This is a genomic window from Alteripontixanthobacter maritimus (genome assembly GCF_003340475.1).
Taxonomy (GTDB): domain Bacteria; phylum Pseudomonadota; class Alphaproteobacteria; order Sphingomonadales; family Sphingomonadaceae; genus Alteripontixanthobacter; species Alteripontixanthobacter maritimus.
The window spans coordinates 225420-250000 of sequence record NZ_QBKA01000002.1; the positions used below are offsets into that span (position 1 = coordinate 225420).

The following is a 24581-nucleotide window of genomic DNA, read 5'->3' on the forward strand; positions in this document are numbered from 1 at the left end:
GTTTCCCAAGCAACTCTACGCCTATTGCCAACGCGTGAGGACTTGTCGCGGAATCCTCCCTTTCGACTGGACTACGCCCCTCTTTCGAGCATTGCTGTTCCTGCGCCCGGCCAGTCCGGGTTCGCTTCGGTAGCGGCGGCCAATTGCGGCCTCCGTTTAAACCGGAGAACAGTGATGACCAACAAAACCACAAACCCGCCAACTAAACTCGATACGCTCGAGAAGTTGCTGAAGCGCAAGAACGGCGCGAGCATCGCCGAGATGATGAAAGCAACGGGCTGGCAGCAACATTCGGTGCGCGGTGCGGTGGCAGGCGCGCTGAAGAAGCGCGGATATGCAATTACTTCAGACAACACCGATGGAGTGCGCCGCTATCGGATCGAGGCGTCACAATGACTGCAGATGTCGAGAATGCCGTGACCAAAATCGCAGAAATGGATCTCGAAGCACTGCGCACCACGTGGAGGAGCCGCTACGGCGCTCCTCCCATGCTCCGTTCAACTCTTCTAATGCGGCAACTACTAGGATGGCGAATACAGTCCGAAGCGTTTGGCGGTTTGAATACCGAGATCCGCAAGACACTGGCGCGATCCGGCTCTGTGCAGCCGGAAGGCAAGCATCTTGGCATCGGCGCGAGATTAACCCGCCACTGGAAAGGACGGGAAGTGACCGTTGTGGTCGAGGAAACTGGGTTCCGGTGGAAGGGTGAGATGTTCCCCAGCCTCTCGGCAGCGGCTACCGCGATTGCTGGCTCTCGCTGGAACGGGCCTCGGTTCTTTGGCCTGAGGGAAAGTTGATACTCGAGACAACTAAGCGCTGTGCCATCTATACTCGCAAAAGCTCTGAGGAAGGCCTCGAACAATCGTTCAACAGCCTTGATGCACAGCGCGAGGCTTGCGAGTCGTACGTGCTGAGCCAAGCCAGCGAACGCTGGGAGGCATTGCCAAACCGCTACGACGATGGCGGGTTCTCCGGCGGCAACACCACGCGTCCTGGATTGAAGGCGCTGCTTGACGACATTGAAGCGGGACGCGTTGATGTTGTCGTCGTTTACAAAATTGACCGGCTGACCCGCAGCCTTGCCGACTTCGCGCGCATCGTTGCAATCTTCGACGCTGCAGAGTGTAGCTTTGTCTCGGTGATCCAGTCGTTCAACACCACCGGTTCGATGGGCAAGCTGATGCTCAACGTTCTGCTCTCCTTCGCCCAGTTCGAGCGCGAGGTCACCGGCGAGCGGATCCGCGACAAAATTGCGGCGTCGAAAGCGAAGGGCATGTGGATGGGTGGCAACCCTCCGCTAGGCTACGACAAGCCCGAGGATGATAGGCGTATCCTTCGCGTGAACGAGGTAGAAGCTAAAATCGTCCGCGATATGTTTACGCAATATCTTGGGCTCGGCTCGGTTCATGCTCTTCAGCTTAGCCTTGCTGAACGGGGAATTTGCTCCAAGCGATGGATAACCGAAAAAGGCAGGATCATGGGAGCCAAAGCGTTCAGCCGAGGGGCGCTGTTCCATCTTCTGCGCAACCAACTTTACCTCGGGCAGATCGTTCACAAGGACCAAGTGCACGAGGGAGGTCATGCTGCGATCGTTCACCAAGATTTGTTCGACCAAGTCCAGCAGCATCTCGATGGCAATGCACGGCGGCATCGCGCGAAAGCCGGTCGCCGCAAGGTCGTAGCTCCGCTGATGGGCAAGCTGTTTGATGCGGCGGGCGAGCCGATGAGTCCGACCACCTCGCGCGGCAAGTCGGGCAAGCGCTATCGCTATTATGTGTCTGCATCGTTGCAGCAGCGTACCAGGCCAGCAGATGAGACATCGCTCCAACGCCTTTCAGCTTTAGAGATTGAGCGGGTTGTCGGCGAAGCGATCCAGCGCTGGGTACCGAGAGCTTCTGATCCGTTTGCAATCTTGCGCTCGGTCCACATGTCGGCGCGCGGGCTGCATGTTTCGATCGAGGCGAAAGATGGTGGAAGCATCGCTAGAGCGCTGACCGGTGATGAAACAATCGCGGATCACACCGCTGATTACACCACCGTGCTATTGCCGGTCGCATTGCCAATGCGCGGCGGCAAGAGGCTTGTCGTGCCATCAGTCCAGCGCCGCACTCAGCCCGATCCGATCCTTGTAGCAGCGCTCCGCAAAGCTCACGCGATGCTGGACACCGAACGCGGTATGCCGATGATCAGTACAGTGCCAACCTCGCCCTATGATCGCAACATCCTGCGGCTCGCATTCCTGGCGCCGGACATTCAACGCGCGCTGCTCGAAGGACGCCAGCCGTATCATCTCAACCTCGAGACAATGAAGAAAATCGACTTCCCACTATCATGGTCCCGGCAGCGCAAAGTGCTGGGATTTAGCGAAACCGAAAATCCCTGTTCTGCCGATTAATACCCCTGCTATGGTCCATATAGGCCCCTGTTGCGACGATCAAACTCCCTGTTTCGTCGAATAACAGGGAAAACCCTCTTTTTGCCTGTATAACCTACTGAAATATGGTCGTTTCTCGATAGCAAGATCCCTCGAAATCGGTCAAATCCACCTGCTATTTGCCTCAAATGAGCATTTTACCCTGTTATTCCCTGTTAAGCAGGGAAACCCAACCGATTGTCATCCCGACAGAGACGGGCCCGCCAAACGCGGCCTGTTCGCGCAGAAGAGACCGCCGAAATGATGTGCTCGTTACGGAATGGCCTCTGCAAACCCTCCTGTTCCGCGGGCTTCAGCGCATAGCGCGCAATCAGAGACTAGTGCTGGGGGTAGGTGGCGGAGACGGAGGGATTCGAACCCTCGATAGGATTACTCCTATGGTTCCTTAGCAGGGAACTGGTTTCAGCCACTCACCCACGTCTCCGCATCACGGTGCCCCTTTTTCAAGCGCCGTCATCGCAGCCCGGTGGCAGGGTGCGATTGGCGGCGGGCTATAGCTATGCTGCGGCAGGGCGGCAAGTGACTTAAGCGGCGCATGGGAAGTCTTGCCATCCTAGCTGCCGCTTAACGCGCGGGCAGACTCGGTTCGCCGCAAAACCGATTCGGTTGGCCGCCGGTTCATGGACGCGACAGGCGCAAAGGATTCTGGTGGCATGTCACGTTTGCGCGCCGAGCGTGCGGGGATTACCGGACATTCGCCCAAACCTTGGAGGGATCATGCGCCACACCTGGAAAACCATCTGCCGCTCTGCCGCCGCAATTCTCGGCCCGGCGGCGCTGCTGGCATCTCCGCCGGCGGTTCAGTCGGCGGTTGCGCAACCGGTCGAGACGACCGATCCCGACCAGTGGATCGACGCCGATCTTGCGGAAAATCCCGGTAACGGATCGCCCTATGGCGACGACACGCCGTCGGTACCGCCGCCTCCGCCCCCCGCTCCCCCCGAAAGTACCACCGTGCCTGCCGCGCAGCCGGAAGTCGGCGATTGGGATGCAGATGGTGCGGCGATGGCTGGGCAAGCTGCAGGGCAGAACGGTGTTCGCGTAGCGCCGGAATGGTCGGACCCCGTGCCGACGGATGCTTCCGAAGCAGCCACCGTAGCGGCTCGAGACCCGTCGGCTATACCGGGCGATACCTACAAGGAAGACGATCTGATCGGCGCGGCGGAAGGCGTGTTCGGCAAGGGCGCGGAAGGCGTCGCGCGGATGATCCAGAAATTGCTGGCTGATCAAGGCGAACCTAATGGCTATATCGTCGGCCGCGAGGCGGGCGGGGCGTTTTTCGTAGGCGCACGCTATGGCTCGGGCACGCTGTTCCACAAGGTGGAAGGGCAGATGCCCGTCTACTGGACCGGACCGTCCATCGGGTTCGACGTGGGCGCGAATGCGGCCAACACCTTCGTGCTCGTCTACAATTTGTACGACACCGACGAGCTGTACGAACGCTTTCCTGCGGGCGAGGGGCAGGCCTATGCAATCGGCGGGCTGAACGCGAGTTACCTGCGTAAGGGCGATGTGGTGATGATCCCGATCCGCGTGGGCGCCGGGCTGCGGCTTGGGGTGAATGCGGGTTACATGAAGTTTTCGCGCAAGCAACGCTGGCTGCCGTTCTGACGGAAATACGAATGCGCGCGAAACCGGCGTGAGTGTAATTGGTTGAGTAAGGCTTTCGCGGCCGGTTTTTCCGGTTGCGGGCCTGCGGCTGTGCGCGCATGAGGCGGCCATGCTCGAACAACTCAGCCCCCAATCGCCCGATGCGCTGCTGGCGCTTATCAAACTCTACGCCGACGACGATCGCAGCGATAAGATCGACCTTGGCGTCGGCGTGTACCGTACCGATGATGGCGATACGCCGGTCTTTGCTGCCATCAAGAACGCCGAGCGGCGGCTGGTGGAGGAGCAGGACAGCAAATCCTATCTCGGCCCTGAAGGGGACATGGGGTTCGTCAATTCGTTGATGCCGATCATCTTTGGCCGCGATCCGGCGGTTGGTGGACGCATCGAGGGGATGCAGACCCCCGGCGGCACCGGCGCGGTTCGACTGGCTGCGGCGCTCGCGCAGAAAGCCGGCGCGACGCGCATCCATATGGGCGTGCCGAGCTGGCCCAACCATGCGCAGATCTTCGCCGATCTGGGGATGGAAGTGGCCAGCTTCAGCCATGCTGCCGACGACGGAACGGCGGATCTGGACGCCGTGCTCTCTGCCATCAAGGGAGCGACCGCGCTGGATGCGGTGCTGCTGCATGGCTGCTGCCACAACCCGACCGGGATCGATTACACGCTCGAGCAGTGGGATGCGATTGCGGCTGCGTTGGCTGAAAGCGGCGCGCTGCCGATCATCGATACGGCTTACCAGGGGCTGGGGCAGGGGCTGGAAGAAGACGTGGAGGGTATGCGCCGGGTGCTGGCCGCCGTGCCGCAGGCACTGATCGCCTATAGCTGCGATAAGAATTTCGGGATGTACCGCGACCGGGTGGGCGCGCTGTACGCGATGATGCGGACCCCGGACCGCATGGCCCCGGTGATGTCGAACCTGGCGGCGCTGGCGCGGGCAAGCTGGTCCATGCCGCCCGATCATGGCGCAGCGGCAGTCCGCATCATCCTGCGCGACGAGGTGTTGACACGCGAATGGCGCGCCGAACTCGATTCCATGCGGGAGCGGCTGCGGCAGGTGCGCCGGGCGCTCGACAAGGCGGGTAAAGCCGGTTCGGTCGATCTGAAGCCGGTGGGGCGCGGTCATGGGATGTTCGCCATGCTGCCGGTGTCGAAGGAGCAGGTGCAGGCGCTGCGCGAAAAACACGGCGTGTACATGGCCGGATCGGGCCGCATCAACGTGGCCGGGCTGACGATGAGCAATGTCGGCAAATTCGTGGGCGCGCTGGCGGACGTGACTGGCTGAGGTGCTTCGCCGTGTGTTGGGTTTCACGACCGTTCGCGTAGGTACTGAACTAGCTAAACCCTCCCGATGCCACGCCCCACGCATGGCAGAAACTCGCGGACCCTTCGCACCGGCGCAACCGGTAGGCCGTCTCCCGCATCATCCCGACTTTTCGCGCGGCCATGGCGATCGAGCCGGTTTGCCCCAGCCAGCCAATGAACTCCGCCTGTTTCAGCGGCGTCCAGCCATCTTTGCCTACGCGGGTGGGGACCGCTGGGAAGTGCAGGATGCTGGCGCCGATTGGGTGAAGCAGATTTGGTGGCTGTAGGAATATGTCGGCTATTGGTCGGCTTGTGGACGTTATCTATCAAGCTTAAGGGCTGACGTGTCGCCGTCCCAAAACCGATAGAGTTTATCCCACCAGCGCCTCGTTTCCAACCCGAAATACGGCGTGAAATCCAATCCTGCTTTACCTTTCGAGGCTTTCTTCGAGATTAGAATATTCTGGATACTTTCCAGTAGACCGATTGTGGCTGCTTCGCTGACGTAGGCATCCCCCTCGACGTGCCAACGTTCTACAACATCAAACACCTTTGGAAGGTTTGAGATGCTTCCTGCTTGTTGCGTCTCGACAAGGTGATGAGCCAATTCGTCGAGAGCGAGATACAAAGGCAAGTCATCAGATTCATCTGACCACTCTGTAAGAAACTCCCGCCACTTTGGCAAAAAGGTTGGATCAGCCTCCAACAGCGGCGGGAACATGTTCTCACGAACGAGCATCCAGCGGGATTAGCTCCCCCAGCAGATGTCCGCAATGGGGTTGCAAACGGACACTACCCGCGCAGCGCTTGCATCCGTTTCAGGTACCGCGCCAGTACGTCGATTTCCAGGTTCACGCTGGCGCCTTCTGTCAGCTTGCCCAACGTCGTGACTTCGCCGGTGTGAGGGATGATGTTGAGGGCGAAGCGGACCTGGCCGTCGTCCTCGTCATGCACTTCGTTCACGGTCAGCGAGGCACCGTCGACCGTGATCGAGCCTTTTTCGGCCACGAATGGCGCGATGTCCTGCGGGGCGCGGATTTCCAGGCGGGTTGAGCCGCCTTCGTTGCGGGCGATCGCCACCCGGCCCACCGCATCGACATGGCCGGTGACCATGTGACCGCCGAGTTCGTCACCCAGCTTGAGTGCCTGCTCCAGGTTCAGTGCGCGTCCTTGCGTCCATTGGTCCTTCGCCGTGCGCGCGACCGTTTCGCCGGATACATCCACTGCGAACCATGCGTCGCCTGCCTCGCCGCCACGATCGACTACCGTCAGGCAGACGCCGGAACAGGCGATGGATGCGCCGATGGCCATACCGGCAGGGTCGAACGGACAGCGGATCGTGCAGCGCATATCGCCGCGCTGCTCGACTTTCGAAATGGTGCCGATGGCGGTGATGATGCCGGTGAACATGGGGCGGGTCCTGTCAGGTGTTGCGGGCGCGCGACGGCAGGGCAGGTGCGCGGGTGCGGTCATAGGCTTCGTAGCTGTCGGTGCCAAGTTGACGGCGCTCGGTCAGTAGCCATCGATCATGCGCATCCGCCAGCTGCGCCAGTCCGATATCGCCTACACCCATGCGCCCTTCGCCAATGACGATTGGCGCGCGGTATAGCTCGATACGGTCGACCAGATCGGCCTGCAGGAACGCCGCGGCCGTTTGCGCGCCGCCTTCGATATAAAGATACTGCACGTCTGCAAGGTTCCGGATCCCGTCCGGAGCAGCGATAGCAGTCACTCCCTCGGGCGCTGCGCCGCGCGTCAGTACGAGCCTTTGCGGGCTGCGATCTTCCAGCCCCGGCAGTCGCACGTCGAGCGAAGGGCGATCGGTGCGCCAGGTTTCGCCGCCGACCAGGATCGCATCGGCCATGGCGCGGCGCGAATGGACGTGGGCGCGGGAAGATTGGCCGGTGATCCATTGGCTTTCACCCGACGCCATGGCGATACACCCGTCGAGCGACATGGCCAGTTTCAGCGTGACGTGTGGTCGGCCTTGCTGCCGCTGGGTCAGGTAGCCTGCGAGGCTGGCGGAACAGGTGGAATTTCCGATATGCTCTGCCACGATGCCGGCTGCGGAGATGGCGGCGAGGCCCTGGCCTGCGGTACGCGGGTCCGGGTCGACGACGCCGGCAACCACGCGCGCAAGCCGGGAGCTTGCGATGAGAGACGTGCATGACGGACCGCGCGAAGAGGTATGGGCGCATGGTTCCAAGGTCGCGTAAAGCGTGGCACCATCCGACCGGTCGCCCGCCGCATCCAGCGCCATCGCTTCTGCATGGGGGCGCCCGCCAGCCTGAGTCCAGCCGCGCGCAATGACGCGGCCATCGCGCACGATCAGCGCGCCGACTGCCGGGTTCGGGTGGCTCAAGGGTCGGGCACGCATCGCCAGACGCGCGGCGGTTGCCAGCCATTCCGCATCCCCGGGACCCGCGTTACTCAGGGGATGCGTCCGCCCCGGAAGGACGGTTCGCCGCGGCGGCGGCTTGCCCGGAAGCCCGCTCGCCCTCTTTTAATTCAGCGTCGAGTGCGCGGGCAGCGGCGGCCTCTTCCTCGGCCAGTTCGCGTTCGATCCGGTCGACATCCATCCCGCTCGCCCGGCCAAGGGCGCGGTAGAGATCCTTGCGGCGTTCGAGGCGGCGCTCCAGTTCCTGCGCCACCTTATCCTTGCGTAGCTGGTTGAGGCGGTTCGATTCGATGATTTCCGCATCGGTCCGGTCGGGGGCGAAGCTGGTGATATAGGTCACGTCGGGCCGTACCGGCGGTCCTTTGACGCTTTCCGCAGCGACCAGCGCGACGATCCCGCATGTTACCGCGATGGACGCCAGCAGGATCGGAATGCGATATGGCTGGGGCTGACGGAACACGTCCCAGAAATCGCGCAGGCCGGTTACCGGATTGAGGCGGCTGATCAGTCCCATCGACAGCCAAGATAGGGCGCGGCGCGGTCCGGCGCCAGAGGGATTATCGCGTGGCCGGTATCGCGCCGGGTCAGCCAGCAGTCTGTCAGTTGTAATCGACCGTAATCGGAACGCGTCCGCGCAACGTGCCGCCACCGGCGATCGCATCGGCGGTAAACAGCGTGCCGGTGAACTTGAACTCAAGCCTTCCATCGGCGTCCAGCAGCGGCAACGGGCCGAGACTGGTGGTGAAGTCGCGCAATTGGGCGGAGCCGCCGGCCGGATCGTTCATCGTCACGATTGTAGGAAAACCGACGCGAACAACGCTGCGAGGCTTGCCGGTAATTACGGCGCGCCCAGCAACGGCCATGCCGCCCAGATCGTCGAGATCGCCGAACACCATTTTCTCGCCGCTATCGAGATCGAACAGCACTCGTCCCTGACCGGTACCGATCATAACCAGCCGCCCGAAATCCAGTTCGCTTTCGATAGTCAGAAGCACCGGATCGCAGTTCTGTTGCTTCTTCAGGTGGCCATTTTTCTTGCCGTTCCCGTTTTCCGCGCCGGGGTTTGCCTCACAGCTTTTACCGTTGCCGTTGCCGTTGCCGTTGCCGTTGGCTCCGCCGCGATCGCCCGGATCGAGTTCGCAGAAGCTGCATTTGCCCTGAGCTGCCAGTTCGGCGGCGGGCAACGCGAGGCACAAGCCGGCCGCGGAAAGGCCGGTAATCAGGCGAGGAAAGCGCGACATCATGACTTGATTATCGCGGAATATAATTAATATTCCCTAAGGCCTATTACATAGTCGGGTGGGTGGGTCCGCCGTCAGCCGAAGCTGGAATACAGGCTGCGTCCGTGCCGTGACAACCAGCTATCCGCCGCCGCCAGATCGCCTTCGAACAATGTCCCGAGCAGCGCGTGGAATTGCGGCGAGTGATCGAAATGCACGAGATGCGCCACTTCATGCGCGACGACCGACCGGCGCACATGGTCGGCAGCCTGTATAAGCCGCCAGTTGATGCGGACCATGCCCTTGGCCGAACAGCTGCCCCACCGCCGCTGTGCGCGGCTCAACCTGATTTCGGGGCAGGCAAGCCCCGCGCGGCCACAATAAAAGGCCAGATCGCCGCGCATCAGTTCGAGCGCCTGGCACTCCATCCAGCGCTGGGCGCGGGCGGCGATGTTCTCACGCGGTCCGCCAACCAGCAATTCGCCATCATCGACCACCGGACTGCGCGGCGCGTCTTGCTGCCAGGTCAGGATCAGCGGATCGCCACGAAACGACAATACGCTGCCATCATCTGCGCGCGCGGCTTGAGGAATCCTGGCAAGTTGACCGGCGATCCATTGGGAGCGGGAGGCGGCAAAATCGACAGCATCCCCGGTGCGGCCCCAGCGCGGCATGGTAATTCGCGCTTCGCTGCCATCGGGCGCGAGGCGCAAAGTCATCCGCTTGGCCGTGGGGTGGCGTTTGATAGCCAGCGGCACGGTTCGCCCGGCAATATCGAGCGAGGGTTCGGGATTGCCGCGCAGCCAGTCGATCACGGCGCATCATCGCTTTCTTCCGTTGGCGCGCCGTCGTCATAGCGCCAGTCGACCACATGATGTTCGAGCGGTCCGGCATCTACTTCGCTGACCACCCGCCCGGCGACGGACACGCCCGCCAGACGTACCCCTTCGAAATCGCCGCTGATCAAATGATGCCAGTCATATAGCGGTTTGCCATCGGCGCGCAGGCGATAGGCGCACGTGGCGGGAAGCCATGTCGCCCGCTCCAGCGTGCGCGGGGTCAGGCGCAGGCAATCGGGCACGAAAGCCTTGCGGTGGCGATAATCGCTACACCGCGCGGTGCCGGTGTCGAGCAGCTTGCATGCCACATTCGTATGCTCGATCTCTCCAGTATCGGCATCTTCCATCTTGTGCAGGCAGCATTGGCCGCAACCGTCGCACAGCGCTTCCCATTCGGCCCGGCCAAGCTGATTGAGCGGCAATTCCCAGAAACGGTCTCTCACCTCACGCCCTCATTCCACCCAGCGAAGCAGATCGCGAGTGATCGCTTCATGCGTCATGTCGCCCGAAAACGCGACAAGCGGCGCGCCGTCCGGCCCCATCAGATAGGCGAGGTTGGTATGGTTCATCAGATACTGCCCTCCATCCAGTTCCTCGCCGCGAGCGTAGCTGGCAGCATAGGATTTGGTGACGGCGGTAATCTGATCTTCGGTACCTGTCAGTCCGATCATGTCGGGGGAGAAGGCGTCGGTGAATTCGGTCAGCACTGCGGGGGTGTCGCGCGCGGGATCGATGGTGATGAACAGCGGCACGATTTTTGCCGCCAGGTCAGGCTGTTCGGCTTTGAGCGCGGCCAGCGCGCGGGCAATCTTCTGCGTGTCCACCGGGCAGACATCGGGGCAGTAGGTATAACCGAAATAGACGATCCGGTATTTGCCATCCCAATCGCTCCAGCGCACCGTCTCGCCGGTTTCGCTGGTCAGTTCGAACGGTCCGCCCACGGCTGCGCCTTCCAGCCGGACGCCTTCTGTTTCCGCGCGGTCGGGCGTGGGACCGCAGGCGGCCAGCGCGAGCGCGGCAAGCGATACCAGCATGGCGTTGAATGCGGCGGTGGTCTGGTTAAATATGCTACCCATGGCGCAGAGGTTCATGCTCTGCTAACTGCGTTGGAACAAGGGTCTTCGTCAGCCCCTCGACAATTTTTAGCCGGAGAATTCCAGTATGACGCCGCCGGTCATCCGTTCCAATATACTCAGCCGAGCACTTCAGGCCGTGCTTGCCGCATTGTTGGCGGTAACGCTCGCCGTGCCTGCCAGCGCGCAGAATTTTTCGGAAGGCTATCAGTTTCTGGAAGCGGTGAAGAAGCTGGAAGGCGACAAGGTCATGGACCAGCTTAACGCGCCGGGCAGCGTGGTCGTCAACACGCGGGATCGCAGCAGCGGTGAAACCGCCTTGCATATTGTGGCCCGGCAACGGGAGAATGCCTGGCTCAGCTATTTGCTCGGGCGCGGGGCCAATCCCAATATCGCCGATTACAAAGGTATCACGCCGCTGATGGTCGTGTCCGGCGCGGGCAATGTCGAAGGCGCGGCGGTTCTGTTGAAAGCGGGCGCCCTGGCCGACGTGGCCAATAGCGCGGGCGAAACGCCCCTAATCTCCGCCGTCCACCGGCGCGACCTTGCGATGGTGAAGCTGCTGCTGGACAGCGGCGCGAATGCCGACCGGAACGACAATTCGGGCCGCTCGGCCCGCGATTACGCTGCATTGCTGACCGGCGGGGAACGTCTGGTCGCAGCCTTTGCCGATGCCGACGAGGCCAGCAAAGAAACAAAGCCGGCGCAGATTTACGGACCCAGCCTCTGATGGTGCAGGCTGCTGCTATATCTGGCGACGACCTGACTCTGGAGGAGCTGCGCCTTGCACTGGCCCCCACGATTGCGAACGAGGCGGTGTTCGATGGCTGGACGGACGAGGCCTTGGTGATGGCGGCAGAGGCAGAGGACGTCGATGTGGATGTGGCGCGTCTGGCCTTTCCGGGCGGCGCGATGCAGATGATCGGGGCCTGGATCGATCAGGTGGACAGCGCGATGGCGGCCGCCTTGCCGCCCAAGGTGCTGGACAAAATGCCGGTACGCGAACGTATCCGCCAGCTTGTCCAGTTCCGGCTGGATGCGGTCGAGGGGCAGGAAGAAGCCGTGCGCCGCGCAACCGCTGTCATGGCGATGCCGCAGAATGCCGCAGAAGCGGCGCGCCGCGCATGGAAAAGCGCCGATATCATGTGGCGGCTGGCTGGCGATACAGCGACCGATTACAATCACTATACCAAGCGTGCGATCCTGTCGGCGCTGTATGCTTCGACGTTGGCGATCTTCGTCGGTGACGATACGCCGGACAAGGCCGAAACCCGCGCCTTTCTGGATCGCCGTATCGAAGGTGTGATGTCATTCGAAAAAGCCAAGGCCAGACTGCTTGGCAGCAGCGACCGGGAACGGTTCAGCATCACGCGGTTTCTGGGTCGGTTACGATATCCGGCGCGCTGACGGGCAAGAAATTCGACCCTTCCCACTATTGATAATCAGTTGCAAATAGCGTTCCGCTCTGGCAGCGGCGGCATATGACGCTGGACCAACTTCCCGCAGGGCAGGCCGCCCGTATCATTGCCGTCGACTGGAGCGCGCTTGCCGAGGGCGAGGGCAAGCGGCTGCGCGCGCTGGGTGTCGACGAAGGCGCGGAAATTTCCGTCGCCCATCGCGGTGTTTTCGGCGGATCCGATCCCATCGCCATCAATATCGGCCGTATGACTATCGCCCTGCGCCGCGTCCATGCCACCGCCATGCGGTTGGCGCCGCTGGAACCTGCGGCATGAGCAAGCTGCGCACTATCGCGCTGGTCGGCAATCCCAATGCCGGGAAAAGCGCGCTGTTCAATGCGCTGACCGGGGCGCGGCAGAAGATTGCCAATTATCCAGGCGTGACGGTGGAGCGGAAGGCGGGGCGTATTACGCTCCCATCGGGCCAGCCTGCCGAACTGATCGACTTGCCCGGCAGCTATGGCTTCGACGCCACCAGCCCGGATGAGGAAGTTACCCGCAAGGTTGTGCACGGCGAATTAGAGGGCGAGGCGGTGCCGGATGCGCTGGTGCTGGTGTTGGACGCCGCCAATCTCGAACAGCATCTGGTGTTCGCGCAGGAAGTGATTGCGCTCGGCCGGCCCGTGGTGGTCGCGCTCAACATGGTCGACCTGGCGGAGCGTGACGGTCTGATACTGGACCCCGCCGCGCTCGAAGCGGCGCTGGGTGTGCCGGTTGTGCCAACGGTGGCAGTCCGGCGGCGCGGGCTGGACGCTCTGCTGGAGCGGCTGGGCGATACGGCTGCCCATCAGTCCGGCGATCCGCAGCCGCATATCACTTTGCCCGAACGGCGGCTGGCAGCGCGCAACATCGCCAAGGCCGCGATCCTGTCCGAAACTTCCACGCGTCGGCTGCACACGGGGCTCGACCGAGTGCTGCTGAACCCGTGGGTCGGCCCGGTTATCCTGTTCGGCTTGCTGTTCGTGATGTTCCAGGCGGTGTTCGCTTGGGCCACGCCGTTCGCCGATGCGCTGGATGGCGCGATCGGGGCGATCTCCGGCTGGGTCACTGCGACGATGCCTGAAAGCCTGCTGCGCGATTTTATCACTGAAGGCGCGCTGGCAGGGGTCGGCTCGGTCATCGTGTTCCTGCCTCAGATCGTCATCCTGTTCGCATTTATCCTGGTGATGGAATCGACCGGCTACATGGCCCGCGCCGCGTTCCTGATGGACCGGTTGATGTCGGGGGTCGGGCTGTCGGGGCGCAGCTTCATCCCGCTATTGTCGAGCTTCGCCTGCGCCATTCCGGGCATCATGGCGACGCGGTCCATCGCCGACCCCAAGGACCGGCTTACCACCATCCTGATCGCCCCCCTGATGACCTGCTCGGCGCGCCTGCCGGTTTACACCATCATCATCGCAGCCTTTATTCCCAATGACAGCATCGTAACCGGAGTGGGGCTTCAGGGCCTTGTGCTGTTCGCGCTGTATGTGGCAGGCATCGTCGGGGCGATGGCGGTGGCGCTGATCCTGCGGCGCACGATTACAGCCGGTGCGGCAAGCGGTTTCATCATGGAACTGCCACGTTATCAGCTGCCGCGCCTGACCGATTTGCTGATGGGCCTGTGGCAGCGGGCATGGGTGTTCCTGCGCCGCGCGGGCACGATCATTTTTGCCGCGACGGTCATACTATGGCTGCTGTTGAGTTTCCCCAAGGCGGAACCGGGCGAAAGTCAGGTGGATGCTAGTGTTGCGGGCACTGTGGCGGACGGGCTGCATGTCGTGCTTGCCCCGATCGGCTTCAACCGGGAGATCTCGCTCGCCTTGATCCCCGCCATGGCAGCGCGCGAAGTCGCCGTGGCCTCGCTCGCTACTACCTATGCCGTCGACGCCGATGACGAGGAAGCCGAGGCCGAAGGGCTGGCGACAACGCTGAAAACCCGCTGGAGCCTGCCAACCGCATTGGCCTTCCTCGCCTGGTTTGTATTCGCCCCGCAATGCCTCTCCACCATCGCGGTGACGCGGCGCGAAACAAACGGGTGGAAATGGCCGATAGTGATGCTGGTTTACCTGTTCGCTTTGGCCTACGTCTTCGCGGGAATCACATATTGGAGCGCGGTGGCCCTGGGGCTTTAGCCGCGCGCAGGCTTTGCACGAGAGGAATTCACATCATGGCAGGCAGCCTCAACAAGGTCATGCTGATCGGTAATCTGGGCGCAGACCCGGAAGTGCGGTCTTTCCAGAACGGCGGCAAGGTTTGCAATCTGCGGATCGCCACGTCGGAACGGTGGAAGGACAAGGAGGGCCAGCAGCAGGAAAAGACCGAATGGCACACCGTGGCCATTTTCTCCGAAGGCTTGGTCCGCGTTTGCGAAAACTACCTGCGCAAGGGTAGCAAGGTGTTCATCGAAGGGCAGCTGCAGACCCGCAAATGGCAGGACCAGCAAGGTCAGGATAAATACTCGACCGAAGTCGTATTGCGCGGTTTCAACGGCACGCTGACTATGCTCGACGGGCGCAGTGAAGGCGGTGGCGGCGGCGGCGGATATGGCGGCGGCCAGCGGTCCGGCGGCGCGCCTGCCGATAGCGGCGGCGGCTTCAACCAGGGCGGCGGCGGTCAGGGTGGCGGCAGCGGCGGCGGTTCAGGTGGTGGCGGCGACTATGACGACCTGAACGACGACATTCCGTTCTGAGCCGGTTGCAGCACAGTCCTTATTTAGAAGCCGGACCGGCGGGCGAGCGTTACACCGCTCCGCAGTCCGGCCGGTTACCTCGCATCAAGTCTTGCCCGACAGTGCGGCCAGTGCGTCGGCGAGCTGGCCACCCGGCGCGCTTTCGTCCTTAATGCCCTTTTCCCGGCGAATTCGGTCGGCATCTGGCCCGGTGGCATAGGGATCTATGGCGAGACCGAGCGTCTGCGCGATGCCTTCACCCAAGTCGAAACTGTCGCCTGAATATTCGATCTCGTCCCATTCGCCCGGTCCCAGATCGACCTCGATCTCTGCGTCCGGATTTTCCGTTACAGGCCGGGCTGGCACGAACAACAGCGCGATATTGTCCGCAATTGCGGTGGTGAAGCTGTCGCTGGCCACCGCGCAGTCTTGCAAGATTTCGGCTTCAAGGGTTCCGCGCACTTCGACGCCTTCATCGCCACTCGCGCATTCCGCCCGCGCCCGGAGCGAAGATATGGCAACCACGCCGAAGCGTTTGGCAAGCGCGGCCCGCTCCGCTTCCGTTGCGGCCAGTTCGACCGGCTCGGACGGCAGGAAACGAGCGCGGATCGGTCGGCTGAATTCAGGTGTATTGTGTTCTGGCGCGCTCATTCGGCCAGCCGTCCGGGCGAAAGGTCGGCATCGGGAGTGCGGTCGAGCCGCGCCTTCAGTTCCATCAGACCATTTGCCACGCAGGCCGCGCCGGTTCCGGCATCACCCTGTTCCTGCGTCGCCATGCTGACATTGCGTCCGACGGCGGCAGTCATCGCATCCGGGCCGCCCGTCAGCCCCTTGCGATAGGCACCGATGCGGCCCCCAAGTGTGGACATCAATTTGCCCATCCTTTTGCCCACCACAACGTCGTTGGTGCCGAATTCTCGTAATTGCCCATCCATGTCCTCGACGAACAATTCAGTCAGCCGCGCGGTTTGTGGATGCATTCCGTCCGCCTCCTCCAACCGCACCAGCGCGACGCAGAGAACTGCCGTGACCATGTCGAATCGGCCCTCCACCGTGTCTTCCACACCGCATTCGGCGTACCAGTACGGCGCCCGGGCAAGCTCCACCACGCGGTGCCACAGCGGACGCACGGCCTCGCGCGGGTCGGGCTCGGTTCCGAAAAGGCGGGAAAGGAAGGACATCGGACAGTTCTTTCGTAACGAAGTTCGCAATCGGGGTATTCGATCGTGCGCCTGCGTTCAGCGGCAATTCAAGCCGCCGGGATCATTCGCGCGTTTGCAAGGCGGCCAAGCACCCCCTAAAGGCTGCCATATTGAATTCGTGTCCATATATAGGACCACCGGGCGCGCCATGATAGATGGTCCGCCCAGCAGGAGTGAAGTTGCCCATGTATGGTGTGAATGCTGCGTATGCCGCGAGTCGCAAACTTTCGCCGGCGATCGTCCGGGCGGCAACTGTGGCGCTGGTCGCGATCGGCCTTTCGGGCTGCTCCTCGATTCGCGAAAATCGCGGCTATGTTGCGGATCAGGTCCTTACCAGCGCAATCCAGCCGGGTGTCGACAACCGCCAGTCGGTTACCGCAACGCTGGGCCGCCCCAGCTTCACCAGCCAGTATGGCGACAAGACCTGGTATTATGTTTCCAGCACCACCGGCCGCAAGCCCTTCGTGCGCCCGCGGATCGATACCCATTCGGTGCTGGCCGTGGAATTCGACGCGGCTGGCAACGTCGTGGCCGCAAACCGCAGCGGGATGGAAAAGGTCGTGTTCCTTTCGCCCGACGGTGATGTCACGCCCACGCTTGGCCGCGAACGCAGCTTTCTGGAAGACCTGTTCGGCAATATCGGCACGGTCGGATCGGGGCAGGGTCCAGGTGCCGGTCCCGGGGGCCGATAGCGTTCGCTTGATAAGACTGGCGCGCCTCCCATATCCAGCGGCATGAACGATACGAACAGCGCGCACGGCCTGACCCCGTGGCACGGCACCACCATCATCGGTGTGAAACGCGGCGGCAAGATCGTCGTCGCAGGCGACGGGCAGGTTTCCATGGGCAACACCGTGATGAAGCCCAACGCCCGCAAGGTGCGCCGCATCGGGGACAAGGGCAGGGTCGTCGCCGGTTTCGCAGGTGCCACGGCGGACGCCTTCACCCTGTTCGAACGGCTGGAACGCAAGCTGGAGCAGCATAGCGGCCAATTGATGCGTGCCGCCGTGGAACTCGCCAAGGATTGGCGGACGGACAAATACTTGCGCAATCTGGAAGCGCTAATGATCGTCGCCGATGCCGACACCTTACTGGTGCTGACCGGCAATGGCGACGTGCTGGAACCGGGCGAACAGAACGACACCACCATTGCCGCAATCGGTTCGGGCGGGAACTACGCGCTCGCCGCTGCCCGCGCGCTGGCAGATTACGAAGACGATGCGGAAAAAATTGCGCGCCGCGCCATGCAGGTTGCCGCCGATGTGTGCGTCTTCACCAATGAACAGGTCACGCTGGAAACGGTGTGAGCCACTTTCTTTCCGACCGACACGAACGGAAAATTCTCTAATGATCGACGCCCTCACTCCCAAGGCTATCGTGGCCGCGCTCGATGAACATATCATCGGTCAGAAAGACGCCAAGCGCGCTGTGGCCGTGGCGCTGCGCAACCGTTGGCGCCGCCGCCAGCTCGGCCCCGAACTGCGGGACGAGGTTACGCCAAAGAATATCCTGATGATTGGCCCCACCGGTTGCGGCAAGACCGAAATCAGCCGCCGCCTGGCGAAGCTGGCCGAAGCGCCCTTCATCAAGATCGAAGCGACCAAGTTTACAGAAGTAGGCTATGTCGGGCGCGACGTCGAACAGATCGCCCGCGATCTGGCCGAAGAGGCTATCCGGCTGGAGAAAGACCGCCGCCGCGATGCCGTGCGCGAGGCTGCGAGCGAAGCGGCGATGGATCGGCTGCTTAACGCTCTGGTTGGCGAAAGTGCATCGGAAGCCACGCGGATGTCGTTCCGCCAGCGCATAACCGAAAACGCGATGAACGACACCGAAGTCGAGATCGAGTTGGAGGACACGCCCACAGGCGGCATGGATATCCCCGGAATGCCCGGCGGGGTCGGCATGATCGACCTGTCGGACATGATGGGCAAGGCGTTCGGCAAGCAGAAAACCTCGCGCCGCAAATTGAAGGTCCCCGATGCGTGGGACCGGCTGGTGGACGAGGAAGCCGACAAGCGGATGGACCAGGACGACGTGAACCGCGTCGCGCTGGAAAACGCGGAAACCAACGGCATCGTGTTCCTCGACGAGATCGACAAAATCGCCGTCAGTGATGTGCGCGGCGGCAGCGTCAGCCGCGAAGGCGTGCAGCGCGATCTGCTTCCCTTGATCGAGGGCACCACCGTGGCGACAAAATATGGACCGATGAAGACCGACCATGTGCTGTTCATCGCCAGCGGCGCGTTCCATGTAGCGAAACCGTCCGACATGCTGCCTGAATTGCAGGGCCGCCTGCCGATCCGCGTCGAACTGCGCGCGCTGACGGAGGAGGACTTCGTCCGTATCCTGAGCGAGACACGCGCCAATCTGGTGTCGCAGTACAAGGCGTTGCTCGGGACGGAGAAGGTTACGCTCGACATTCGCGATGAAGCCATCGCCGAAGTCGCGCACATTGCTGCGCAAGTGAACGAAAGCGTCGAGAATATCGGTGCGCGGCGCTTGCAGACGGTAATGGAAAAGCTGCTGGAAGAACTGAGCTTCGAGGCGGAAGAGCACGAAGGCGAAACGATCGTGATCGACGCCGATTACGTGAAAAGCCGCCTGACCGATCTGGCGCAGGACACCGACCTCAGCAAATATATCCTTTAGGTCTGGTGGGCGTCCCAGCGAAGGCTGGGACCTGTCACCGGTCAACTGCGCTTACGGATGTGGGGCAAGCCCGATCTCGACGCCGGTCTTGTCGGTCAGGGCGAACTTGTCGACCAGATCGGCGCTTGCGCGGTTGAGGCCGCGTACGCGTACACTACGGCCGTTGCGGCGCATCCGCTCGACCACCTTGTCAAGCGCATCTACCCCGGAAATATCCCAGAAATGCGCCTTGCGCACATCGATCACCACATGGTCCGATGGATCGTCGCGCATGCTTTCGGTGCCCATCTTGTCGAGGAACCGTTCCACGCTGGCGAAGAAGATCTGCCCAGTGATTGTGTAGACCGCGCGGTCTTCCTCGCGCACACGCTCCACTCCGAACATGTTGCGCACCTTGCCGGTGAAGAAGATGCCCGACAGCAGCACGCCGACCAGCACTCCGATGGCGAGGTTGTGCGTTCCCACCACCACGATCACGGTCGCCAGCATCACAATCGAGGAAGTCGCGGGATGGGTGCGAAGGTTGGGAATGGAATTCCAGCTGAACGTCCCGATGCTGACCATGATCATTACCGCCACCAGCGCGGGCATCGGCACCTGGCCGACCCAGTCCCCAATCAGCACCAACATCAGGAGCAGCGAGAAACCCGCCACGAATGTCGATAGCCGGCCGCGACCGCCGCTTGTGACGTTGATGACCGACTGCCCGATCATCGCGCAGCCGCCCATGCCACCGAACAGGGCGGCGACGATGTTGGAGAAGCCTTGCCCTGCGCATTCGCGCTGCTTGTTACTGCCGGTGTGGGTCATGTCGTCCACGATCTGCGCAGTCAGCAGCGATTCCAGCAGGCCGACGGCGGCCATGGTGGCTGAATAGGGCGCGATGATGACCAGCGTTTCCCATGTAAGCGGCACGTCGGGAAGGATGAAGAAGGGCAGGCCGTCAGGCAGTTCGCCCATGTCGCCCACGGTGTTGACGTTCATGCCGAGGCCGATCGACAGCGCGCTCAGCACCAGAATGGCGACCAGCGGGCTGGGCACGGCAGTGGTGAGGCGCGGCAACAGATAGATCATCGCAAGACCGCCCAACACCATGGCGTAGGTTTCCCAGCCGACACCAACCAGCTGCGGAATCTGGGCCATGAAAATGAGGATCGCGAGCGCATTGACGAAGCCGGTGATGACCGACCGGCTCACGAACTGCATCAGCAGGTCGAGCCGCAATGCCGCCGCTACACCCTGGATGATGCCCATCAGAATGGTCGCGGCGAACAGATACTCCACCCCGTAATCGCGGACCAACGGCACCACCACCACCGCCACTGCTGCGGTCGCAGCGGAGATCATGCCGGGACGTCCGCCGGTGAAGGCAATAACCATGGCAATCGCGACCGAGGCGTACAGGCCCACGCGCGGATCGACGCCGGCGATGATGGCGAAACCGATCGCTTCCGGGATCAGCGCCAGCGCCACCACCAGCCCGGCGAGGATTTCGGCTTTGGGGTTGGTGAACCAGTCACGCTTCACACGCGCGCCGAAAGTGTCAGCGGTGTGTGCCGCTGAAGAAGGGGCGGTGGCCATAGAAATCGTCCGATGAAAGAGTGCAGGCGCGCCAATGGCCTATGTTGCAGTGCAGCGCAACCGCACGGGTCTTACGCGACCGCTTCGCTCTCGCTCTGCTGGCGTGACCACATCTCGGCATAAAGCCCGCGTTTCGCCAGCAACGCTGCGTGCGAACCGCGCTCCGCCAGCGCGCCTTCGTCCAGCACGATGATTTCATCGGAATCCGCGATCGTCGACAGCCGATGCGCGATGGAAATCGATGTGCGGTTTTCCGACACGGCGTGGAGCGTAGCCAGAATGTCCTGCTCGGTGCGGGAATCCAGTGCGCTGGTTGCTTCGTCCAGAATGAGGATCGGCGGGTCTTTCACCAATGTTCGGGCAATGGCCACGCGCTGTTTCTCACCGCCCGAAAGCTTCAGACCGCGTTCGCCCACTTCGGTGTCGAACCCGTCGGGGAGTTTTTCGATAAAGGGCATGATGCTGGCCCCGCGCGCTGCGGCCTCCATGGTATGGTGGTCCGCGCCGCCTTTGCCATAGGCGATGTTGTAGCCAATGGTATCGTTGAACAGCACGCTGTCCTGCGGCACGATGCCGATCTGGGCACGAAGGGAGGCCTGGGTGACCTCGGCAATATCCTGCCCGTCGATCAGAATGCGGCCCAACCACGGATCGTAAAAGCGGAACAGCAGCCGGGCGATAGTGCTTTTGCCAGCGCCCGATGGGCCGACGATCGCGGTGTGACCACCGGCCGGCACTTCAAACGACAGGCCCTTCAAAATCGTCCGGTCCCGTTCGTAACCGAAAGTTACGTCTTCAAATGCAACAATCGGCTGACGCACGACGATGGCGGGTGCGCCGAGACGGTCCTCCACCTCGATATTGGTGTCCATCAGCTTGAACATGGCGGCCATGTCGACCAGCCCCTGCCGGATCGTGCGATAGACCCAGCCGAGCAGGTCGAGCGGGCGGAACAGCTGCATCAGGTAAGTGTTTACCAGCACCAGATCGCCCACAGTCAGCCGGCCCTGGCTCCAGCCCCATACCGTCCAGGCCATCGCACCCGCCATCAGCGCATTTGTGATGAAGGACTGCACCATGTTGAGCATTCCGAGCGAATTCTCGCTCTTGATGGCTGCATTGGCATACGCGTCGGCGCTGCGGGCATAGCGTTCCTGCTCGCGGTCCTCGGCGCTGAAATACTTTACAGTTTCGTAGTTTAGCAGCGAATCCACGGCGCGGGACAGCGCCAGCCCGTCAAGATCGTTCATCTTCACCCGCAACTTTACCCGCCACTCTGTGATCCAGCGGGTGACCGCGATGTAGGCGACCACGGTGACAGCGGTGGCCGCCACCAGTTCCCAGCCAAACAAGGTATAGAACACCACCCCGACGACGATCAGTTCGATGATCGTTGGCGCAATGTTGAACAGCAGGAAATAGAGCATGGAATCGATGCTCTTGGTGCCGCGCTCAATAACCTTGGTCACTTCGCCAGTCCGGCGCGAGAGGTGGAAGCGCAGCGACAATCTGTGCAGCCGGGCAAAGACATCACGCGCCAGTTGCGCGGTGGCTTTCTGACCCACCTTTTCGAACACGATATTGCGGGTCTGGTCGAACAGGACGCCGGCGAACCGGGCTGCAACAAAGGCGGCGACCAGCGCCATCGTTACCGTGACCAGCTCGTTTGCGGGCGTGCTCATCCGGTCGACCGCAGTCTTGTAGGCCAGAGGTGCGGCCAAGGTGACGGCCTTGGCCAGGAGAACGAAGAACATCGCGCCCACGATCCGGCCTTTCAGGCCCGAATCGCCCTTGGGCCAAAGATATGGGAAGAAACGCCGCAGCGTACCCCAGCTATCGTGATCTGCGGGTTTGGTGGTTGGATGATCGGGTGGCATTGCCGACCATGTGGCTATCGCTGACCCACGCGACAATGGGCATGACAATACCAGCCGAGCACATTTCGGGAATCAGGCGCTCCGCCAAAGGCGTCTAGAACCGGCCTGGTATCCTCTGCCGCCAACCAGCACCGCGCGGCACGTCGAACATGATACGGCGTTTGGCAAAATCGATCGCCACCCGGTCGAACATGGCAAGGTGGCTCATCCCGAGCGAGAGCGCCGGCGTGTCTGCCAGACCCAGGCTGGCGAAAGCAGGCGAGTCTGCAAAGGCTATCGCCACGTCGTTCAAGGCCAAATCTTCCAGCACCACCTTGCGCGCGATCCCGATATCCCCTTCGATCAGTACGCCGTTTACATCAATCGCAGTCATTGGCGTTGCCGCACGATTGCGGAGCCGCTTTTGCAGCGCGCGATTGCCGATGCTGCTCTGCGCGCCGGTGTCGATGATCAGCACGGTTTTGACCCCGTCCACCTTCGCATCGGTAATGATAAGCTGGCCCAATTTGCGCCGCGCGCGTACTACGATCTCGTATCCGCCACGCCCGATATTGGCATCCGCATCGACCAGCGTAATGGTCTGCGCCGGAAAATCGATCAGGACGCGCAAGGATTGAAGGGTGTCTAGCCCGATGATGCCATCCCCGCCCATATTGCGCGCCAGCAACACCGGCGCTTCAATCCCGTCGATGATGCGGCTGGCCAGGCCAAGTCCGTCCATGTCCACCATCTCCACCGCCCGGCGGCTGGCCATGGCGACAATCGTGGCTTGCCCTGCGGACGGCAGGTCAAGCTGCTGTGCCACGCGCTGCGATACGGCGGTTGCCTGTGCGCCGGTGTCGACCACGAATTTGAATGGCCCAGCACCCCCGATGGTGACAGGTACGGTCATGCGTTCGTACCGGTCCTCGATAGTCTCGATGATTTCGGCCGCAGGTTCGTCAGCCAGGATTTCCGCCCCCGCATCCGCGGCGACGCCGACCGGTGGTGCGGTTTCCACAGGATCGGTCATCGCAAGCGAGGGGGCTGCCACAACCGCACCGACCGGCAGCATAATGGCAAGAAGGCGGGCGAAGGATTGTAAGGCGCGCAGGGTCATCACTACTGCCTAGCACAAAACGCGCTGAAATGTCAGGCGGCTGGCACATCTGCCGAAGGCTGCGGGCCGGATCGCGGCATTGGGGGGCTTTGGGTCGGCCCTGCCTCGCCATGGCGCAGCATCGCCCATGTCTCGCGCAGGATGTGCGGCCACACAAGCCATAGGACACCGCCATAAACAACCGCGCCGGCGACGACCGCAGACAGAAGCTCCACCACCATACCCATATCGGCAAAGGCCATACGCACCAGATACACCGCCGCCGCCATTGCGCCCGTAGCCAGCATCACAGGCGCGAGTTGAGCCAAAAGATCCGTCATACGCACCTTGATGATGGGCAGGGTGACAGCCAGCGTAATCACCAGCAGCAGCGGTGCAGCTACCCACCACGCATGGACCAGCCCCATCGGGCCGCTGCCTATTCCGATCAGGAAACCTATGGGGAAAATCACCGCGCCCGCGGCGCTTGTCGCAAGATATGCGTGCGGACGGCCCGTGGCATTGGTCGCCGGGCTGCACACGATCTGGACTGCCATCGCCGGCATGGCCAGCGCGAGCCCCGCGATGATCGGCGACATCTCTGCCCATTTCGGCCCGAACAGGATCAGCACCGCAGGCTCCGCCACCAGCGACAGCCCGATATAGGCTGGCGCGCATACTAGCAGCACCGTGCGAACAGTTCGCGTGAAGAAGGGCGCAAGCGCCGTGCCTTGTTTGTGCAATTCCGAATAGGCGGGGAAGGCCACCTCGTTGACCGGCGGCAGGAAGCGGCCAGTCAGTATTAGGGTAAGGAACAGCGCTTCGGAATAGAGGCCCAGTTCGTGCGGCGAAAACGCGCGGCCCGCGATGAAGATGTCGGACTGGCTCTGCAGGATCCAGAAAAGCTGGCAGATCGTCAGCGCTCCGCCAAAGGTGACGATATCGCCCGCCCCGCGAAAGTCGAACACCGGCTTCACCCACAGCCTGGCCGCAATACTCAGCCCGATGCCGCGCGCGGTAAACATCGCGATGGGCGCGTAGACCAGCGCCCATACGCCAAAGCCGAACCAGGCCAGCACCAGCGCAGTTGTCCCGCCGATGACAGCGCAGATCAGGTTGACCAGCCCCTGCCAGCGAAACTCTATTCGGCGGGCAAGCAGGGCAGACGGCATGGCAATGAAAGGGGTGGTGAGGAACAGTACCGCCT

At 62.2% G+C, this 24581-nt stretch carries 27 protein-coding genes and 1 tRNA gene (1 of these 28 only partly in view); 13 read left to right on the top strand and 15 right to left on the bottom strand.

From position 1 onward, the window contains the following. Positions 1-174: 174 nt before the first annotated feature. Genes HME9302_RS13390 through HME9302_RS01230 form a run of 3 tightly spaced genes read left to right on the top strand, consistent with a single transcriptional unit; the run spans position 175 to position 2395 of the window. Entirely contained in the window at positions 175-396 is a 222-nt protein-coding gene (locus HME9302_RS13390) for a DUF3489 domain-containing protein (RefSeq protein ID WP_230079819.1), read from the top strand. After that, a complete protein-coding gene (locus HME9302_RS01225) occupies positions 393-797 on the top strand; it encodes a DUF2924 domain-containing protein (RefSeq protein WP_115365496.1) in 405 nt (134 codons plus the stop codon). Before HME9302_RS13390 ends, HME9302_RS01225 begins: the two co-directional genes overlap by 4 nt. Beyond that, positions 794-2395: a recombinase family protein gene (locus HME9302_RS01230; protein WP_115365497.1), complete on the top strand. Its 1602-nt coding sequence runs from the start codon at positions 794-796 to the stop codon at positions 2393-2395. The genes HME9302_RS01225 and HME9302_RS01230 overlap by 4 nt, the downstream gene beginning before the upstream one ends. A gap of 373 nt (positions 2396-2768) precedes the next feature. Here HME9302_RS01230 and HME9302_RS01235 read toward each other — a convergent pair. Beyond that, a tRNA-Ser gene (locus HME9302_RS01235) sits at positions 2769-2858 on the bottom strand. A 293-nt stretch (positions 2859-3151) separates the two neighbouring features. Here HME9302_RS01235 and HME9302_RS01240 point away from each other — a divergent pair. Continuing rightward, positions 3152-4045, top strand: coding sequence for a DUF1134 domain-containing protein (locus tag HME9302_RS01240; RefSeq protein WP_115365498.1), 894 nt, complete (start codon positions 3152-3154; stop codon positions 4043-4045). A 109-nt stretch (positions 4046-4154) separates the two neighbouring features. Next, on the top strand, positions 4155-5330 hold the full coding sequence (locus HME9302_RS01245; protein WP_115365499.1) for an amino acid aminotransferase: 1176 nt from the start codon (positions 4155-4157) through the stop codon (positions 5328-5330). Positions 5331-5669: 339 nt separating this feature from the next. On the opposite strand, the gene HME9302_RS01255 is transcribed toward HME9302_RS01245, so the two are convergent. The 8 genes from HME9302_RS01255 to HME9302_RS01290 form a co-directional block, all read right to left on the bottom strand. Then, positions 5670-6071 carry a DUF7674 family protein gene (locus HME9302_RS01255; protein ID WP_230079820.1) on the bottom strand — a complete coding sequence of 134 codons (402 nt, stop codon included), beginning with the start codon at positions 6069-6071 and terminating at the stop codon, positions 5670-5672. A gap of 71 nt (positions 6072-6142) precedes the next feature. Further along, positions 6143-6760 (bottom strand): riboflavin synthase, encoded by a 618-nt coding sequence (locus HME9302_RS01260; protein WP_115365502.1) that lies wholly within the window; start codon positions 6758-6760, stop codon positions 6143-6145. A 13-nt stretch (positions 6761-6773) separates the two neighbouring features. Beyond that, positions 6774-7751, bottom strand: a complete 978-nt coding sequence (gene ribD / locus HME9302_RS01265) for a bifunctional diaminohydroxyphosphoribosylaminopyrimidine deaminase/5-amino-6-(5-phosphoribosylamino)uracil reductase RibD (protein WP_407641328.1) — start codon at positions 7749-7751, stop codon at positions 6774-6776. Between the two features lie 25 nt (positions 7752-7776). Next, the gene (locus tag HME9302_RS01270) at positions 7777-8262 is read right to left on the bottom strand and encodes a hypothetical protein (protein ID WP_181815641.1); all 486 of its coding nucleotides are present in this window, start codon (positions 8260-8262) and stop codon (positions 7777-7779) included. Between the two features lie 85 nt (positions 8263-8347). Continuing rightward, positions 8348-8989, bottom strand: coding sequence for a DUF4402 domain-containing protein (locus tag HME9302_RS01275; protein WP_181815642.1), 642 nt, complete (start codon positions 8987-8989; stop codon positions 8348-8350). 74 nt (positions 8990-9063) lie between these two features. Then, positions 9064-9783 carry a M48 family metallopeptidase gene (locus HME9302_RS01280; RefSeq protein ID WP_115365505.1) on the bottom strand — a complete coding sequence of 240 codons (720 nt, stop codon included), beginning with the start codon at positions 9781-9783 and terminating at the stop codon, positions 9064-9066. Beyond that, on the bottom strand, positions 9780-10250 hold the full coding sequence (locus HME9302_RS01285; protein WP_115365506.1) for a YcgN family cysteine cluster protein: 471 nt from the start codon (positions 10248-10250) through the stop codon (positions 9780-9782). The genes HME9302_RS01280 and HME9302_RS01285 overlap by 4 nt, the downstream gene beginning before the upstream one ends. Before the next feature lie 9 nt (positions 10251-10259). Continuing rightward, entirely contained in the window at positions 10260-10883 is a 624-nt protein-coding gene (locus HME9302_RS01290) for an SCO family protein (protein ID WP_181815643.1), read from the bottom strand. A gap of 85 nt (positions 10884-10968) precedes the next feature. On the opposite strand from HME9302_RS01290, the gene HME9302_RS01295 reads away from it, so the two are divergent. The 5 genes from HME9302_RS01295 (at position 10969) to ssb (ending at position 15008) form a co-directional block, all read left to right on the top strand. Then, the gene (locus HME9302_RS01295; protein ID WP_115365508.1) at positions 10969-11610 is read left to right on the top strand and encodes an ankyrin repeat domain-containing protein; all 642 of its coding nucleotides are present in this window, start codon (positions 10969-10971) and stop codon (positions 11608-11610) included. After that, a complete protein-coding gene (locus HME9302_RS01300) occupies positions 11610-12287 on the top strand; it encodes a COQ9 family protein (RefSeq protein ID WP_115365509.1) in 678 nt (225 codons plus the stop codon). The genes HME9302_RS01295 and HME9302_RS01300 overlap by 1 nt, the downstream gene beginning before the upstream one ends. Before the next feature lie 74 nt (positions 12288-12361). After that, entirely contained in the window at positions 12362-12613 is a 252-nt protein-coding gene (locus HME9302_RS01305; protein ID WP_115365510.1) for a FeoA family protein, read from the top strand. Next, on the top strand, positions 12610-14451 hold the full coding sequence (feoB, locus tag HME9302_RS01310; RefSeq protein WP_115365511.1) for a ferrous iron transporter B: 1842 nt from the start codon (positions 12610-12612) through the stop codon (positions 14449-14451). The genes HME9302_RS01305 and feoB overlap by 4 nt, the downstream gene beginning before the upstream one ends. A 35-nt stretch (positions 14452-14486) precedes the next feature. Next, the gene (gene ssb / locus HME9302_RS01315) at positions 14487-15008 is read left to right on the top strand and encodes a single-stranded DNA-binding protein (protein ID WP_115365512.1); all 522 of its coding nucleotides are present in this window, start codon (positions 14487-14489) and stop codon (positions 15006-15008) included. 84 nt (positions 15009-15092) lie between these two features. Here ssb and HME9302_RS01320 read toward each other — a convergent pair whose 3' ends face one another. Both HME9302_RS01320 and HME9302_RS01325 read right to left on the bottom strand, forming a co-directional pair. Next, complete coding sequence (locus HME9302_RS01320) at positions 15093-15638, bottom strand: YceD family protein (protein WP_115365513.1); 546 nt, start codon at positions 15636-15638, stop codon at positions 15093-15095. Then, on the bottom strand, positions 15635-16168 hold the full coding sequence (locus HME9302_RS01325; RefSeq protein ID WP_115365514.1) for a ubiquinol-cytochrome C chaperone family protein: 534 nt from the start codon (positions 16166-16168) through the stop codon (positions 15635-15637). The genes HME9302_RS01320 and HME9302_RS01325 overlap by 4 nt, the downstream gene beginning before the upstream one ends. Positions 16169-16374: 206 nt before the next feature. On the opposite strand from HME9302_RS01325, the gene HME9302_RS01330 reads away from it, so the two are divergent. From HME9302_RS01330 to hslU, 3 genes are read left to right on the top strand one after another with little or no spacing between them, the layout of a single operon-like run. Beyond that, a complete protein-coding gene (locus HME9302_RS01330) occupies positions 16375-16881 on the top strand; it encodes an outer membrane protein assembly factor BamE (RefSeq protein ID WP_115365515.1) in 507 nt (168 codons plus the stop codon). A gap of 42 nt (positions 16882-16923) precedes the next feature. Then, positions 16924-17496, top strand: a complete 573-nt coding sequence (gene hslV, locus HME9302_RS01335) for an ATP-dependent protease subunit HslV (protein WP_115365516.1) — start codon at positions 16924-16926, stop codon at positions 17494-17496. A gap of 40 nt (positions 17497-17536) precedes the next feature. After that, positions 17537-18838, top strand: a complete 1302-nt coding sequence (gene hslU, locus HME9302_RS01340; protein WP_115365517.1) for an ATP-dependent protease ATPase subunit HslU — start codon at positions 17537-17539, stop codon at positions 18836-18838. 51 nt (positions 18839-18889) lie between these two features. On the opposite strand, the gene HME9302_RS01345 is transcribed toward hslU, so the two are convergent. The 4 genes from HME9302_RS01345 to HME9302_RS01360 form a co-directional block, all read right to left on the bottom strand. Further along, positions 18890-20419: a SulP family inorganic anion transporter gene (locus HME9302_RS01345; RefSeq protein ID WP_115365518.1), complete on the bottom strand. Its 1530-nt coding sequence runs from the start codon at positions 20417-20419 to the stop codon at positions 18890-18892. 71 nt (positions 20420-20490) lie between these two features. Beyond that, positions 20491-22296, bottom strand: coding sequence for an ABCB family ABC transporter ATP-binding protein/permease (locus HME9302_RS01350; RefSeq protein ID WP_115365519.1), 1806 nt, complete (start codon positions 22294-22296; stop codon positions 20491-20493). A 94-nt stretch (positions 22297-22390) separates the two neighbouring features. Further along, a complete protein-coding gene (locus HME9302_RS01355; RefSeq protein WP_115365520.1) occupies positions 22391-23395 on the bottom strand; it encodes a retroviral-like aspartic protease family protein in 1005 nt (334 codons plus the stop codon). A 32-nt stretch (positions 23396-23427) separates the two neighbouring features. Further along, positions 23428-24581: the 3' portion of a lipopolysaccharide biosynthesis protein gene (locus tag HME9302_RS01360; RefSeq protein ID WP_230079822.1), read on the bottom strand. 382 nt of this gene lie beyond the right edge of the window; 1154 of the gene's 1536 nt are visible here — the last part of the coding sequence; its start codon lies off the right edge, out of view — the gene reads right to left on this strand; it ends in the stop codon at positions 23428-23430.

Coding starts and splice junctions, on each gene's coding strand:
- HME9302_RS01300 (WP_115365509.1), top strand. CDS start 11,610: ATGGTGCAGGCTGCTGCTATATCTGGCGACGACCTGACTCTGGAGGAG.
- HME9302_RS01295 (WP_115365508.1), top strand. CDS start 10,969: ATGACGCCGCCGGTCATCCGTTCCAATATACTCAGCCGAGCACTTCAG.
- feoB (WP_115365511.1), top strand. CDS start 12,610: ATGAGCAAGCTGCGCACTATCGCGCTGGTCGGCAATCCCAATGCCGGG.
- hslU (WP_115365517.1), top strand. CDS start 17,537: ATGATCGACGCCCTCACTCCCAAGGCTATCGTGGCCGCGCTCGATGAA.
- HME9302_RS01325 (WP_115365514.1), bottom strand. CDS start 16,168: ATGTCCTTCCTTTCCCGCCTTTTCGGAACCGAGCCCGACCCGCGCGAG.
- HME9302_RS01245 (WP_115365499.1), top strand. CDS start 4,155: ATGCTCGAACAACTCAGCCCCCAATCGCCCGATGCGCTGCTGGCGCTT.
- HME9302_RS01255 (WP_230079820.1), bottom strand. CDS start 6,071: ATGTTCCCGCCGCTGTTGGAGGCTGATCCAACCTTTTTGCCAAAGTGG.
- HME9302_RS01290 (WP_181815643.1), bottom strand. CDS start 10,883: ATGGGTAGCATATTTAACCAGACCACCGCCGCATTCAACGCCATGCTG.
- HME9302_RS01345 (WP_115365518.1), bottom strand. CDS start 20,419: ATGGCCACCGCCCCTTCTTCAGCGGCACACACCGCTGACACTTTCGGC.
- HME9302_RS01355 (WP_115365520.1), bottom strand. CDS start 23,395: ATGACCCTGCGCGCCTTACAATCCTTCGCCCGCCTTCTTGCCATTATG.
- HME9302_RS01275 (WP_181815642.1), bottom strand. CDS start 8,989: ATGTCGCGCTTTCCTCGCCTGATTACCGGCCTTTCCGCGGCCGGCTTG.
- hslV (WP_115365516.1), top strand. CDS start 16,924: ATGAACGATACGAACAGCGCGCACGGCCTGACCCCGTGGCACGGCACC.
- HME9302_RS01320 (WP_115365513.1), bottom strand. CDS start 15,638: ATGAGCGCGCCAGAACACAATACACCTGAATTCAGCCGACCGATCCGC.
- HME9302_RS01350 (WP_115365519.1), bottom strand. CDS start 22,296: ATGCCACCCGATCATCCAACCACCAAACCCGCAGATCACGATAGCTGG.
- ssb (WP_115365512.1), top strand. CDS start 14,487: ATGGCAGGCAGCCTCAACAAGGTCATGCTGATCGGTAATCTGGGCGCA.
- HME9302_RS01305 (WP_115365510.1), top strand. CDS start 12,362: ATGACGCTGGACCAACTTCCCGCAGGGCAGGCCGCCCGTATCATTGCC.
- HME9302_RS01330 (WP_115365515.1), top strand. CDS start 16,375: ATGTATGGTGTGAATGCTGCGTATGCCGCGAGTCGCAAACTTTCGCCG.
- HME9302_RS01225 (WP_115365496.1), top strand. CDS start 393: ATGACTGCAGATGTCGAGAATGCCGTGACCAAAATCGCAGAAATGGAT.
- HME9302_RS01270 (WP_181815641.1), bottom strand. CDS start 8,262: ATGGGACTGATCAGCCGCCTCAATCCGGTAACCGGCCTGCGCGATTTC.
- HME9302_RS13390 (WP_230079819.1), top strand. CDS start 175: ATGACCAACAAAACCACAAACCCGCCAACTAAACTCGATACGCTCGAG.
- HME9302_RS01240 (WP_115365498.1), top strand. CDS start 3,152: ATGCGCCACACCTGGAAAACCATCTGCCGCTCTGCCGCCGCAATTCTC.
- HME9302_RS01260 (WP_115365502.1), bottom strand. CDS start 6,760: ATGTTCACCGGCATCATCACCGCCATCGGCACCATTTCGAAAGTCGAG.